Annotated in this window: 7 protein-coding genes, 1 pseudogene and 2 riboswitches; of the genes and pseudogenes, 1 reads left to right on the forward strand and 7 read right to left on the reverse strand. The window is 41.3% G+C overall.

Annotation, left to right across the window (positions count from 1 at the left end; all coding sequences use genetic code 11):
• Nucleotides 1–75: 75 nt before the first annotated feature.
• A complete protein-coding gene (locus tag PGQ38_RS16895) occupies nucleotides 76–2226 on the reverse strand; it encodes an ATP-binding protein (RefSeq protein ID WP_270432742.1) in 2151 nt (716 codons plus the stop codon).
• A 146-nt stretch (nucleotides 2227–2372) separates the two neighbouring features.
• Nucleotides 2373–4217, reverse strand: a complete 1845-nt coding sequence (locus tag PGQ38_RS16900; RefSeq protein ID WP_270432743.1) for an ABC transporter substrate-binding protein — start codon at nucleotides 4215–4217, stop codon at nucleotides 2373–2375.
• A gap of 99 nt (nucleotides 4218–4316) precedes the next feature.
• Nucleotides 4317–4392: riboswitch (cyclic di-GMP riboswitch) on the reverse strand.
• A gap of 321 nt (nucleotides 4393–4713) precedes the next feature.
• Between PGQ38_RS16900 and PGQ38_RS16905 the strand changes: the two genes are divergently transcribed.
• A complete protein-coding gene (locus PGQ38_RS16905) occupies nucleotides 4714–6366 on the forward strand; it encodes a sensor domain-containing diguanylate cyclase (RefSeq protein WP_243284472.1) in 1653 nt (550 codons plus the stop codon).
• 52 nt (nucleotides 6367–6418) lie between these two features.
• On the opposite strand, the gene PGQ38_RS16910 is transcribed toward PGQ38_RS16905, so the two are convergent.
• The 5 genes and pseudogenes from PGQ38_RS16910 to PGQ38_RS16930 form a co-directional block, all read right to left on the reverse strand.
• Nucleotides 6419–9370 (reverse strand): response regulator, encoded by a 2952-nt coding sequence (locus PGQ38_RS16910; protein ID WP_270432744.1) that lies wholly within the window; start codon nucleotides 9368–9370, stop codon nucleotides 6419–6421.
• A gap of 5 nt (nucleotides 9371–9375) precedes the next feature.
• The gene (locus PGQ38_RS16915; RefSeq protein WP_270432746.1) at nucleotides 9376–11226 is read right to left on the reverse strand and encodes an ABC transporter substrate-binding protein; all 1851 of its coding nucleotides are present in this window, start codon (nucleotides 11224–11226) and stop codon (nucleotides 9376–9378) included.
• A complete protein-coding gene (locus PGQ38_RS16920) occupies nucleotides 11204–13408 on the reverse strand; it encodes an ATP-binding protein (RefSeq protein ID WP_270432748.1) in 2205 nt (734 codons plus the stop codon). The genes PGQ38_RS16915 and PGQ38_RS16920 overlap by 23 nt, the downstream gene beginning before the upstream one ends.
• On the reverse strand, nucleotides 13392–14207 hold the full coding sequence (locus PGQ38_RS16925) for a substrate-binding periplasmic protein (RefSeq protein WP_187564832.1): 816 nt from the start codon (nucleotides 14205–14207) through the stop codon (nucleotides 13392–13394). Before PGQ38_RS16925 ends, PGQ38_RS16920 begins: the two co-directional genes overlap by 17 nt.
• 126 nt (nucleotides 14208–14333) lie before the next feature.
• Nucleotides 14334–14409, reverse strand: a riboswitch (cyclic di-GMP riboswitch).
• A gap of 175 nt (nucleotides 14410–14584) precedes the next feature.
• Nucleotides 14585–14840: pseudogene (locus PGQ38_RS16930) on the reverse strand (hypothetical protein); the annotation flags it as partial.

Consider the following 14840-nt stretch of genomic DNA (forward strand, 5'->3'; position numbering starts at 1 on the left):
AAATATATTTCTCTATACATCTCCTTGTCAACCTCCTGGTTTAACAAAATTGCACTGCCGCATCAAATCCATTTGTCACTGTTCAGTAGCCTGCATTTCTGTACCCCCCCCACCAGATTTTATACTTCTGATTGTTTTTTCCAGCACCTTCATCTCAACCGGTTTTGAAATATGTGCATTCATACCGGCTGCCAGAGAATGCTGAATGTCCTCTGAGAATGCATTGGCAGTCATGGCAATGATCGGAATCTTCTTTGCCAGTTCATGGGAACTTCTGCGGATTGCCTTCGTCGCCTCATAGCCATTCATAACAGGCATCTGCACATCCATCAGTATCATGTCATAATCACCTGGAGCAGACTGTTCAAATGCTTTCAAAATCTCTTCGCCATTTTCACAGATGGTACATTCCGCACCTTCAATCTTTAACAGTTCCGTCAGGATCTCTGCGTTCAACTCATTATCCTCTGCACACAGGAATTTCATTCCCTGCAGAATATTTCCATCCTGCTCATCTGTTTCTTCTTGTGCCGCCAGAGCAACCGTTCTATCCTCTGCAATCTTCAGATCTATGAGAACTTCAAAACAGCTTCCCTGTCCCGGTTCACTCTCCACATCAATGGTACCTCCCATTGCCTCAACCAGATTCTTAGTAATCGCCATTCCAAGTCCGGTTCCCTGTATTTTATTTGTAAGGGAACTTTCCGCACGGGTAAACGCATCAAAAATTGTATCCTTGAAATCTGCCGACATTCCCATACCATTATCACTAACTAAGAAACGATACTTTGCATAGACAGATGACTTTGTCTCACATTCTTCTACAAAGAACTGAATTCCCCCACCTTCCTGGGTATACTTCACTGCATTGGAAAGCAGGTTGCTGAAAATCTGCATCAGGTGAACCTGATCCCCATTCACCCACTCATGCTGAATATTTTCTTTTATGATTGTAAGGGTCTGCTGCTTTTCATATATTTGAGTATGAAATATAGTGTCAAGTTCCTGTACAAGATCCAGAATAGAAAAGTCAGAATACTTGAAGACTGTTTTTCCTGCTTCAATCTTACTCATATCCAAAACATCATTAATGATTCCTAACAGATGCTGTGATGAAATATCTATTTTATCTGCATACTCTATAACTTTTGCTTTATTACCTGCATCATGTCTGATCAAAGACGTAATACCAATGATTGCATTCATAGGTGTACGAATATCATGTGACATATTAGACAGGAAATCCGTTTTCGCCTTATTTGCATTTTCCGCTGTCTGTAAAGCCTCTGTTGCAACGTTCTTTGCCTTTTTCAGTTTTTGATTGACTACTTCCATTTCCTTCATTGTTTGTAAATGAAGTTCATTATTTCTTTTTTCATATTCTGCTTTTTGATCTGCAAGACTAAGTCTGGAAATACTGTAGAATAATCCGGCAAAAAGTAAAAGTATAAAACCTGCCATGAGTGTTGTTGTACACAACACCGTTTTCTGGTAATCCCTCAGCACATTGTCAATAACTCCCTTTGCCACAATACATACCAAAATGGTGTTGTTGCTTTCTATCGGGCAATACCCCAGATAATAGGGGTTCTGTTTTCCCAAAAGTGCAACTCCGGATTCTCCGTTATCAAACTTCTTTTTGAACAAATCAGCCTCTTCTTCTGTAATAGCCTGTTCCCCTTTTAAATGTTTTAACAAGGAATAATTACGCTGGTATTTATCACCACTCAGGTTCGTATACGTAATATTTCCGTCATGATCCAGCATGAACAAATATGCTTTCCCATAATAACCTTTCAGTTTTAACATGGAATCCAGTTTCGAATGATCATACACAGTTCCAATTGCCGTATAAGTTTCCCCATTGATAGTGTATTCCTGACATGGGATTGCAACCAGATAACCGTCTTTTTTCTCCTGATCATAATCAAGACGCACCAGTTTTCCAATATTGTATCCATTCTTTAAGTCCAGCAGAAATTTACTTGGCATATCAATCCGCATTTTTGTTCCACCTGCTGATATTGCCTGACCATTTTCCTGAAGGAATATAAGTGTACTTTCCGATTCTTTTTCCCATGCTTCAAAGAAACTTTTGTTCACATCCGTTTCAAGAGACAGCTCCCTCTCATGAAGTAAAAATTCCTCAACCAACTGCAGCTGGTTGTAGTATCCACTCACTTGAAGATCATAGGTCTGCTGTATCTGTTCAACAACAGCTCCCATACTGCTTTTTCCATTTTCGCTGATATACTTGCCAGACTTACTTATAAGATACTTTATACAAACTAAGCTTAAAAGAATAATAAGTAGTATAAGCAATAGCCTTGTTATTTTTTTTCTTTTATTTACCGTTTGTTCTATCTCCACTTTTACTGTTCAACCTCTATATAATCTTCCGGTGCTGACGGCTGCTGTCCTTTTGACATTGCTTCGGTCCATGCACTTGATAATGTTGTATCTTTAAGCTGCTCAATCTCACATTTCGGATTTATTTTTTTCAAAACAGACATTGTGGTGTCTGTAAGAAGAATCGAGTATTCCTTTTCTTTGTCTATTTTCTTATCATTAACTGTCAAGTCCTTTAACAAAAATCCGCTTTCCGCTTGATTGACGATCATTTTCATACCGGATGCAATTGGTAATTCGTATTTATTGGTTACGTAAAAATTCTCATCAGCATCGGCGAGATAATTTTCCACGAGTTCATAAACCTGTTTACCATTCATTTTTGCAACATATAATGCTGTATCTGAACTCTTCGCTGTCATCATGCCAACCCGGCTGCTGGTGCATTCTCCTTTGTACATAGAAGAAGTGAAATAATAATATGGTGCCAGAGCCAGCTGTGCATCATTTTCTTCTCTGATCGTAGTTAAAATGGAAGATGCTGCATCACGGCCATTTCTATCGTTCAGTGAAATGGAATATTCATTTTCAAAATTCACCGTTGCTTTTTCTTCTGGATCTTTACGATTCATTACACTGCGAAAAGTATCATAAGCCTGTGTTTCATCCATTTCCCCTGACAGTAATCCGTGAACAGCCTCAAGACTTGCATCAAATGATTTTTGAGCGGAATATCGGATATAAACAGCATTATTTTTAATTTCATCTTCCAGTCCAGGCACATCCTGCATCATGGTTGGAACATCTGTATTCAACGAAATAACGCCGCTTCCATCCGCAATCAGCTTTTGCCCCTCTTCTGAAATCATACAATCCAGCACATCCAGCGCAGTATCCAGTTTCTCCCGGTCTTTTTCCAGGTTTTTGTTAAATGCAATGTTTAAGGACGGAGTCATGTACACATAGGATTCATCCGATGTCTGTGAAAAGTAAGGAATACGGATCAGCTCCGCATCCATCTGTTTCTGCACCTGCTGCATAACCGTCGGATGTCCATGAAACATTGCTGATTTTCCCTCGACAAACATCTGGATTCCTGTATCGACGTCAATATTGATATCTTCTTTACCAAAGTGCGAGTCCTTAAGAAACTGGCTGGTTTTTGAAAAAATGCGTTTCCATAATGTATCATCAAACTTTACTTCATCCGCTGCAGTCTCTGCACCGTTTCGCCATTCAATACCATCCAGGCTTGTAAACTCATCGATTGCCGCCGCCTGAATGATTTCATTATTAGACCAGTCTTCACCAAGATCCATAGAGTACGGTTTTATGCCATTATCATAAAACTGCTGACATGCCTGTACATATTCCTCATAATTTTCCGGAATCTTAATTCCATACTGATCAAACAGTGTTTTGTTGGCAATGATCGTCTGCGGAATACCACAGATTGGCAGCCACTGGATTTCATCCTCCGCATTCTTATAATATTGCAACGCATAAGAATAATACTTGGAAACAACATCATAAGAAGCAAAATCCATAAGATAAGGCTGTAAGTCCTGTGCATCTGTTCCGGAGAATCGACGTACTGTTATGATATCCGGTAATTCATCATGTTCTTTAAAATAACTGTATAAATCGGTATCATTGTTACCAATAATAAATTCAATATCCTGATCTGGGAATTGTTTATGGATATAGGGTGCAATATTTTTCAGCAAACGATTTTCCCACAGATAAACGGTAAGATGATCATCATTTTTAGATACTTCTTTCTTTGACTGTCCACATCCAGACAAGACAGCAGTTGCTACAAGTACACCTGACACCACTGCTGTCAGACAACGTTTTACCTTTTTCATACTTTTATTTTCCTTATTCTTTCCTGATAAAGTCATTATTGTTACGTCTATGAAATAACACCGTAAAAAAACACTGTCAGACAGACAGTGCACCTCATTTTATGCAACTGGCTGCCCTTTTAAAGGCCCCGTACCTTTGCGTCCCAGACTCTCATTTGGTTTCCCGATTTCCTTATTATAGCTTTTAAACTTATGCAAAAAACTGGTTTTATTATACTATAGTACTCTACTGTACACAAGAAAAACATTACCGTTTTAACGCCGTTTTAACGCCCAAAAACATATTGTCATTATACTGTCATTTTTTTTAAAACTTATTCCGTTTTTCAACTTCTATGATATAATGCTTTATTATAAAAACTCCAATGAATAAAATGAGGTGAACCAAGTGAAGAAAAAAACACTTGTGCCTCTTATTATTTTTTTACTGGGCATATGCCTTTTTGGTTTAATTGTATACAAAACAGACACCCATGAAAAAAATCAGAGACACATATTGGCACAATTAAACGCAACCACCTATGGTGAACGCATAAAGAATGAAATTGCAGATGGAATTGAAATTACAAATGCTTTGGAACAGACCTTAATCAGTGAAAATGGCGAAATCCATCAGTTTGACACGATTGCCGGGAATCTTATGTCTGATTCTATTGAAAGCGTGCAGCTCGCTCCTAATGGTGTTGTAACAGATATTTATCCGGCTGAAGGAAATGAGGCAGGTAAGATTGATCTGCTCCATGATAAAGACCGTAAAGAGATTTCCTGTTATGCAAGAGATAACCATGCAACCATTACGCAGGGGCCCTTCGAATTAAAACAGGGCGGTTATGGAATTGCAGTCCGCAATCCAGTCTACCTGAAGGATAAAAGCGGACAAGAATATTTCTGGGGATTTACCATTGTTATCCTGCGTGTTCCGGATATTTTTTCAGATGCAGTCATTGCACTTTCAAATTTTGGATATGAATACAAAATTTTAAAAACAGACACTCCCTGGAGTGATACTTATAAAGTGGTTTATCAGTCAGATGGTCAAATAGATCATCCGGTTTCTTACGCTTTTACAGTAGGAGATGGAACCTGGAAGCTTGAGGTAACTCCTAAAACCGGATGGAGAAATAACACACTACTGATAATTATCAGTGGTATGTTTCTTACTATAAGCCTTCTTCTGTCAGTGCTTACCAGGGTATGGCTGGTAGCAAAAGAACACAAGAACAAATATAAAATACTGGCGCGCACAGATTCTCTTACAAATATTTATAATCGCTATGGATTTGATGAATTAGCAGAAAAAATAATTTCTAAAAATCCACAAACACATTTTGTGGCTGCGCTCCTTGATATTGATGACTTTAAGTTTATCAATGATATCTATGGCCATAGTTACGGAGACAAAGCATTAAAGAGTCTGGCAGACAGTATGAAAGCTTTTTTCCCATCCGATGCATTGCTTGGAAGAAATGGTGGTGACGAATTCTGCATTCTTTTACCACATTGTACCTTTAAGGAAGCAGATAAACAGCTGCAGCAATTCACTAAGCTTCCAAAAACGTTTTCATATCACGGTAAAAAAGTTGCATTTTACATATCTCTCGGATATGCAGAATATCCAACATTTGCAGCCAGCCCTTCACAGCTTATGCGCTGTGCAGATGCAGCTCTTTATGAAATAAAACTGCATGGAAAAAACGGATGTATGGCTTACAGAAAGGGGCTCCAGTCAGGAGTCCGCAAACAGCTTGGATTTGCACTGAAGGATATCTCTGAACACCTTCCAGGTGCATTTATCATATACAGGGCAGACAAAGAAGATGATGAGCTCTTTTATGCAAACCACGAATTTCTTCATATGGCTGGTTATAAGAGCATGGATGAACTATTCAGGCTTACTCAAAAAAGGTTCCGCAATCTGATCCGACAAGATGAACAGCAACAGATTGAAACAAGCATCTGGGAACAGATTGACACAGGCAATGACAATGACTATATTCACTTTCATCTTCGAAAAGCTGACGGAACTTATCTTTCCGTGCTTGATCATGGAAGAATCGTAGAAAGCCAGCAATACGGAAAAGTATTTTATGTATTGTTCATGGATTGGGAAGATATGCAGCTTCGTTACAGTGATAAATTTTCCGAATAAATAAAAAAAACTGCTAAAAAGTTGTTAACCGAACTTCTTAGCAGTTTTTTTACTAATCTACCAGATTGTTTTGTAACGTACTGATCAATTCCTCTATAACAATTGGCTTGGATAAGAAGCCATTCATACCACATTCCAGTGCTTTCTTTTTGTCTTCGTCAAAAGCATTGGCAGTCATGGCAAGGATGGTAATTCCTGACAGTGCCGGATCAGTAAGGGCACGGATCTGCTTAGTTGCCTCATATCCGTTCATTACAGGCATCTGCACATCCATCAGCACCAGATCATAACCGCCCGGTTTCGAACTCTTAACCTTCTCCACTGCCTCTGCCCCATTTTCTGCAGTATCAACCAAGAAACCATATTCGTTAAGGATCTCCACCGCAATTTCACGGTTCAGTTCATTGTCTTCCACAAGCAGTATGCACCTGCCTCTGAAATCTAAGCTTGTCTTAGGAAGAACGGGATTCTCCTGCTCAGCCTGACTCTGGCCGATAGCAGCCATCAGGGTATCTCTGATATCTGACATAAACAGAGGCTTCGCACAGAATGCAGTCACCCCTGCAGCCCTGGCTTCCACTTCGATGTCTGACCAGTCATAAGCAGTCAGGATAATGATCGGCGTATCATCACCAAGGCTGCGGATCTGTCTGGTGACTTCAATACCATTCATATCCGGCAGACGCCAGTCAATAATATAAGCATGGAATGCATCCCCAAGCTCCATAGACTGCCTTGCACGCAGAACAGCCTCCTTACCGGAAAGTGTCCATTCCGAACGCATTCCAACCTTCACAAGCATCTTGGTCACACTGTCACAGGTATCAAAATCGTCATCTACAACCAGAGCCTTAAGACCTTCCAGATCTGCAATCTTCTCTATACGGTGATTCTCAGGCTGAGTCCGAAATGGCAGACGGACGATAAATTCGGTGCCTTTCCCCTGCTCTGTCCGGACCTCAATGGTGCCACCCATCATATCCACAATATTCTTAGTGATGGCCATGCCAAGTCCTGTGCCCTGGGTTCTGCTCACAGTGGAAGTCCGCTCCCGCTCAAAAGGAGAAAAGATCTTCTGTACAAATTCCTGACTCATACCGATTCCGTTATCCTTCACCCGGATCTCGTACAATTCACTGCCTCTTTGGAGACCCGGATACTGTTTCAGCCGGACAGAAACGGTTCCGCCAGCAGGAGTAAACTTGATCGCATTGGACAAAAGATTCAGCAGCACCTGATTCAGTCGTGTCTTATCACAATAGACATCCTCATTTGTCACATCCATGGCATCCATATAAAGCTCCAGCTGTTTCGCATGGATCTGCCCGCTGATGATCGTCTTCAGATCATGAAGCACATCCGACAGACTGACCTCCGTTTCTTCCAGATGGATCTTTCCGCTCTCAATCCGGCTCATATCCAGGATATCATTGATCAGGGAAAGCAGATGGTTACTGGAGGAAAGGATCTTTCCCAGATAATCCCGAACCTTGTTTTTATCATCAATATTGCTTACAGCCAGTGTGGTAAAGCCGATGATCGCATTCATTGGTGTCCGGATATCGTGAGACATGTTGGAAAGGAAGGTACTCTTGGCCCTGTTTGCTGTCTCCGCCGCACGGACTGCCTCAGAAAGTGCCTGGTTCATTTTCCAGTCCGAGGTACGGTCCGACAGAACCAGGATGTATTTCTTTTTTCCATTTACCTCACTACCCATTGCAATATTATGGAACCAGCGTTTTTCCCCTGTTTTCTGATGAACATATTCAAAATCCCATTCTCGCTGTTCATGAACCTTGATTTCTTCCAGATAATTTTTCTCCGGATCTTCATATTCCGCCGGATGCAATTTTCCCAGAACACGAATATCTCTACGAATCTGTTCTACCGTAATACCCAGCAGATTTTCCGCATTTGGGCTGACGTAATCTGCCTGATATGTTTTTGCATCCAGCATCAGAAAGACATCATCCACGTTCATTGAAAGCTTTTGAAACAGCTCATCCCGGTACCGGATCTCCGTATCCTTTCTTCTGAGATTTGTCCTGCTTTTTTGAATAATAAGACTGATAAGAAAAGCAGCAATACAGAACACGACCGCACCAACAAGAAGCATTGTACTGCTCTGCAGGCTGTTCATACTGGCATTGACAATATCTGCCTGTACAAGTCCCAGAAATACCCAGTCCTGAATATCTGATTTTTCATAGACCAGATAATAGTTCCTTCCATCCAGATTTACCAGCATCGCACCAGTATGTCCTGCTTTAAACTTCTCCGAAAGCTCATTGACCTCTTTTTCAGACATATCAGAATGCTCTCTCAGAACACCGAAGAAATTATATACATTCCCCCATAACTCAGAAGAATGATCGATCACAACACGGCCATCCGGATGAACAATAAAACTCTGTGCATTTCCATTGAAAGCAGAAATATCCAGTACATCTACGATATTAGAGTTTTCATAAGCAATGGCGATGGCATCATATTCAAATCCCTGATAGTTTCCATGAGCCTTGGGAGTGGCAAAAACAAGCAACTGGGATTTTCCCGGAACTGCTGCATTTGATATCACATCATTTCCCTGCCGGATGTCCTCTTCAATATTTTCCTGTAATCCAAGGTACCCGGTTTCCCCTGTCACCATCTTATAGTTCCCGTCGGCTGACAGAAAAAAGAAATCCAAAAATCCGGCATCTTCCTGCGCATTCTTTATATAATTACGGATTTCATCTTCGCTTGAGGTATTCTGCAGATTCTCACCCCAAATATGGAGATAAGTCAGGTTCTTATCTGTCAATTCCCTTAACATATTATCAGACTGATGAAAAACCTCCGTCAGATGGGAAACACTTTCCTCATAAATAGTTTTCGACACAAAGTCAAAATATCGGAAAACCATCAGAACAATTCCCAGTAAAACAGCTGTAAAGACAGCGATCCGGAATCGTTTTCTCCTAACAGTCTTTTCTCTGCCTTTGTTATGCTTCTTAATATCCATTCTTCTCACCTCAGAGTCATGTAGTCTTCAGGCTCTGCAAGAATGGCATCACCATCTGAAATATATCCTGTCCAGGTATCTTTCACAAAGGTGTCTTCTCCCTCAAACGCAATATTCTCATCTGTGGGATAGGCTTCCATGTGTTTTGGTATCGCAAGGCAGGTTACCGTGAATGTATCCTTGTCCTGAACTTTTTTTCCGTCTTTTGTAACTTTACTCAATGTATAGCCATCATCCGTTTCTTTGACTTCCACGGAAATGCCGCTGACCACAGGCAGAGAGCCACGGTTAAAGGGAATGAAACCTCCCTGATAGCCTTCTACAAAGTTTCTGACCAGTTCTGTCAGTTCTGCCCCGCTTATCCTGCAGCTATATGCCGAAAGACTGTTTGGCATGATCATGTCTCTTGCCATTTTTTCTGTATATCCAGCTTTCAGCACGTTTCCCGTAAAGCTGTTTCCGGTTGCGATTAGCACATCCGTCCCATAAATACCACGCAGAGTGTTTGCCATAACCGAATAAGCCGCATTTCCCCCACTGCTATGAAAACGGTTGGAATAGGATTTCTGTGAATCCAGCACGATATTCTCTGAAGCAAATTCTTCCGCAAGAAGCTGGGAATTAAATGACTGATAGGCCTGCTCTGCATCGTATTCTCCTGAAATCATCTTCGAAACCACATCCTTGGAAACGGAGAAAAAGTCATTTGACGCAATACGGATATACATGTGGTTTTCCTCGATCACAGGTTTCACATCCTTCAGATATTCCGTAAGCTTAAGATTCACATCCTGGCTGTAGCTTAACAGATCCTGTCCATCACTAATGATCCGGTTCTGTGCATCCTCTGAAAGCATTGTATTCAGTACCTTCATTGCTTTCTTCCGGCGCGTCTCGTCCTGTGTCAGGTCACGGTTTAATGCCACCTGAAAATATGGGGTCGTCATCAGCCACTTTTCGCCATTCTCCTGAAAGAATGGCAAAAATGTTGTGTTAATGCCCTGATCCTGTAACATTTTTACACCAGCTGAGCTGCTGAAGTACATGGCAAGCTTACCACTTTGGTACATCTCAATTATATCATCATAATTCATATCCAGATCGTCCTGGTTCAGCCCGGTATCCTGGATAAACTGTTCCATGCGTTCAAAAGCCTCCGGCCAGACGGTATCATCCAGACCTTCTCTCTTTGTATTATCCGGGTCACTGTAGGTGGTGCGCCACTTGCGTCCGTCTATAGAAGACAATTCTGATGCAGACAGACCCTGCAGTGTTTCCATACAGGTATAATCGTAATAATAGTCTGCAGTAAAGCCACGGATTCCCACCTCGTCAAATGCCTGGCAGGCAGAGACAAAGCTTTCATAATCGGTTGGCAGCGGAATTTCGTACTTTTCAAAAAGGTCCTTGTTCACTACAAAACCGTGGGCATCTGCACACACGGGAAGCCAGTTTACGCTGCCATCCTCGTTCATAAAACTGCTGAGGTAGGTATCATAGACAGCACCTGCCTCATTGGTTGTGGAAAGATCCATCAGACTGTCATTCAGCGGACTTGCGTCATGCAGGGAAAACCGGCAGCAGGTAATAATATCCGGCAATCCACCGTTTTCATCAAGAAATTTATAAAAATCCAGATCATTATTGCCGACTACAAATTCAACATTGATATCCGGAAGCTGTTCCTGGATGTATGGTGCATATTTATCATACAGGCTGGTGCTCCATAAATACACTGTGATGGTTTCTGCATCTTCTTTTTCTGCAATTTTTCTGCCGCAGCCTGACAAAAGTGATGTGCCTGTCGCCATCACCAGAAGTACAGCAAGTAACTTACTCCGTTTTTTCTTTTTCATTATGACTCCCCCTGAAACTGTGTTTCATTAGTTTATAAATTATATTTATTAATAATTTTCCATCAACAGGCTTTGCTATATGTTCATCCATTCCTGCTTCTTTAGCTCTCAGTCTGTCCTCCGTGAATGCATTTGCTGTCATTGCAATGATCGGAATCATCTTTGCATCCTCTCTGTCCAGAGAACGGATTTTCTTTGTAGCTTCATAACCATTCATAACCGGCATCATAATGTCCATAAGAATGACATCAAATTCACCAGGTTTACTTTTTCTGAATAGCTCAACAGCTTCCTGTCCATTCCATGCTTTCGTCACCTCAGCACCTTCATTCTGGAGCATAAATTCTGCAATTTCCATGTTCAGCTCATTATCTTCTGCCAGAAGAATATGCAACCCCTTTATAGATTTTTCTGATACATCCTTCTGTTTTTCACGTTTATCCGCATTCATATCTATTTTGAACGGAACCCGGATCACAAATGTAGTTCCTGTGCCTTCTTCACTTTCAAAGGTAATGGCTCCGCCCATTTTCTCGACCAGATTCTTTGCAATCGGCATCCCAAGTCCTGTTCCGGCAAATTTTGTGCGGCTTCCTGTGTGTTCCTGTGCAAATGGTTCAAAAATATGTTTTTGGAACTCCTCAGTCATTCCGATTCCGGTATCCCGGCAGACAAATTCCATTGTGGTCATTCCTGGCTGTCCGGCTGGGATTTCCATGCAGCTGATATAGATATGTCCGTTTTCTCTGTTATATTTCACCGCATTGGACAGGATATTCATCATCACCCGTTTCACATACCCCGGACTTCCAATAAAATCCCGGTGTGTGATTTCTTTTTTCTCCCACACGATCCTGATATTCTGTTCTGCAGCCATCTGCTCGATTACAGCAAGTACTTCCCTTGAAATACTGCTCAGATTAAATGGAATCTCTTCCAGAACGATTTCGCCTGACTCCAGCTTACTCATATCCAGAATTTCATTTACCAGTTCCAGCAGCAGGTTAGATGCTTCTTTCACCTTTGTTCTGTATTCCGTCTGCTTTTCCATATCATCTGCATAATAGTCTGCCATATGTACCATGCCGCAGATTCCATTGATCGGAGTCCGGATATCATGGCTCATTCGCTGTAGAAACTCTGTTTTTGCCTCATTGGCTGCTTCTGCCTTTTTTGCTGCTATCAGAAGTTCTTCTTTATATTTTTCATCTTTTTCCTGTTCCTGTTTTCGGTGTGCCAGATTGGTTCTGTATGTCCAGAACCAGAATATACTAAACATCAGAAAATAAAGAAAAATAACGCTTATCACACTTAGTGGAAGGTTATGGAACACTTCTGTATCCGGAAGATACGCATAGATATAATAATCCCTCTGCTTCAGCATAATTCCGTAACATCCGATTCCTTCATTCTTCAAATGGTAAATGTGCTGACTATCTGTATGTCTCTTCATTGCCTGAATAACTTCGTTGTCAGCCGTATTCTGCCCCAGCAGGCTCTCATCATTGCTGGCAACAACAATCCCCTCGTCTGCGACAATAATCGTTCCATCTTTCTGGATACTATAACCATTTAAAAGTCCCTGTATCGTCAGTGTATAGTTTCTGGAAAATTCAGGAGATGTGTAATAGTAGATTGCCACAATACCCGGTGCATCTTTTCTGGCACAGGCTGCAATATCAATATAGGATCCGTCTTCCCTGGCAAACCGTTCTGAATAAGATCTTTCTTCATATCCGGTAAAATCCATAATAATGTCTTTTTGCAGATACTCCGTAATCTCATCAGTCAGAGACTCATCCGTACTGTATTCGCAGTCCGTCTTTCCCTCTGTATCCAGTACAATGATACCATCCACCCAGAGAGTCTGCAGGTTTTCTTTCAGGAACTCCCGGCTTAGATGACCGCCGTTTTCTTTTTCCGTTTTAATATTTGTACTCATCTGTCTGGCACTTTCAATAGCACGGAGGAGGCTTTTGGATTCCGAAGATTCATTATAATGGGTGTAGGTGGAACACTGCACTTTGACATAATTTACAATCTCTACCATTCTTTTCTCTGCTTCCGTTTTCTCCGCATGAAAGAAATAAAACAGAGAGACTACTGCCACACAGATTCCAATCATACCACCGAGCAGCTGGATTCGTTTTTCTTTTTTCTTTCTCTTAATATCCAAGATCATCCACCTCCAGATATTTCTGGGGATCATCCAGATATTTTCCAATAATTTTCAGGGATGTGCCATCCTGACGCATTTCTTCCAGAGTCTGGCTCATCTGCTCACAGATTCCTCTGTCATCATCTTTTGCAAAAGCGACACCTATTCCAGTGATCATCAAAGGTTCTTCCAGGATACGGAAGCTTGCATCATAATCCTTCATATACTGAACAATCGATTCCTCATGTGCGGCGACTGCATCTACATAGCCTTTTCCCAGAAATGTATAGATCAGTTCCCTGTGTCCTAGGCTGATCAGATTGCCCAGCTTTGGGATTCTTTCATCTGTCCGGTTCAGAAAGATGCCTTCCGGTTTGGTTGTGGACTGGACAGCAAGGTTCTTTCCCTCCAGGTCATTCAGGCTGTAGATATCGCTGTTCTCATTTACAGCGACCACCTGACGGCTTGCTATGTACGGTCCTGCCCAGCGGTAATCGTCAAGACGTCCTTCCATAGAAAAGCAGCCCATGATACAGTCAATCTCTCCGCTCTCTACCAGTTCTTTTTTCTTCTCCCAGTTGATCTGGACAACCTCCACCTGATATCCCATTCTTTTGAAAGCTTCTGTAGCCAGTTCTACATCTATACCCGTCGGTACACCATCCTCATTCAGATAATTGTATGGTGGATAGTTATCGCTTCCGAGGGTAATAACAGGCTTTTCAGTTTCTTCTTTCGTGTTATCTGTGTTTTTACACCCTGCCAGGGTGACTGCTAAAATTCCCGCAAGCAGAATGCCTGCAATCACTTTTTTTCCTTTCATTTTCTGTCTATCCTAACTATCCTTCTCGTATTTTTCATATCTGATTCCCTGCCATAAAATTATTATTGTTACGTCTATGAAATAACACCGTAAAAAAACACTGTCTCACAGACAGTGCACCTCAGTTCATGCAACTGGCTGCCATTTTACAGGCCCTGTAGCTTTGCGTCACAGACTTTCGTCTGTTTTGCCGATTTTCTTATTATAGCTTTTAAAATTCTGCAAAAAACCTATTTTATTATACTCCATTGCTCCACTTTACACAAGAAAAACCTCACCGCTTTAACACTTAAAAATTAAAAAAAAGAACAGCCGATACATATACTCGAACTGTTCTCCTTCTTCCGAAGTCCACGCAGCATTGACATTACTGTTTCCTACTCATTTGTACTCAGATCGTTCCATATCCTTGGAACTTCTTTTTGCTCTTCTGTCAGCTTCTCCGAATTAATATCATAGGTTATTACGTTTTTACTTTCTTCTACGTTTTTGTGAGGCGGCCAGCCTGTAATAGGGCCAACTTCCGGATCTTTTGCATTATTAAAATGCATTCTAAAATTTTTTCCATACACTTGGTTTAACCCCGCCCGGATACAATTGTATTTTTTAGTTCCCTTGCCGCAGCTCCCATAG

It is taken from the genome of Blautia faecis, from assembly GCF_027662325.1.
Classification (GTDB): Bacteria; Bacillota; Clostridia; order Lachnospirales; family Lachnospiraceae; genus Blautia_A; species Blautia_A faecis.

Excerpts from the sequence above, each read along its gene's own strand:
- PGQ38_RS16895 (WP_270432742.1), bottom strand. The coding sequence starts at position 2,226 with ATGGGAGCTGTTGTTGAACAGATACAGCAGACCTATGATCTTCAAGTG.
- PGQ38_RS16900 (WP_270432743.1), bottom strand. The coding sequence starts at position 4,217 with ATGAAAAAGGTAAAACGTTGTCTGACAGCAGTGGTGTCAGGTGTACTT.
- PGQ38_RS16910 (WP_270432744.1), bottom strand. The coding sequence starts at position 9,370 with ATGGATATTAAGAAGCATAACAAAGGCAGAGAAAAGACTGTTAGGAGA.
- PGQ38_RS16915 (WP_270432746.1), bottom strand. The coding sequence starts at position 11,226 with ATGAAAAAGAAAAAACGGAGTAAGTTACTTGCTGTACTTCTGGTGATG.
- PGQ38_RS16920 (WP_270432748.1), bottom strand. The coding sequence starts at position 13,408 with ATGATCTTGGATATTAAGAGAAAGAAAAAAGAAAAACGAATCCAGCTG.
- PGQ38_RS16925 (WP_187564832.1), bottom strand. The coding sequence starts at position 14,207 with ATGAAAGGAAAAAAAGTGATTGCAGGCATTCTGCTTGCGGGAATTTTA.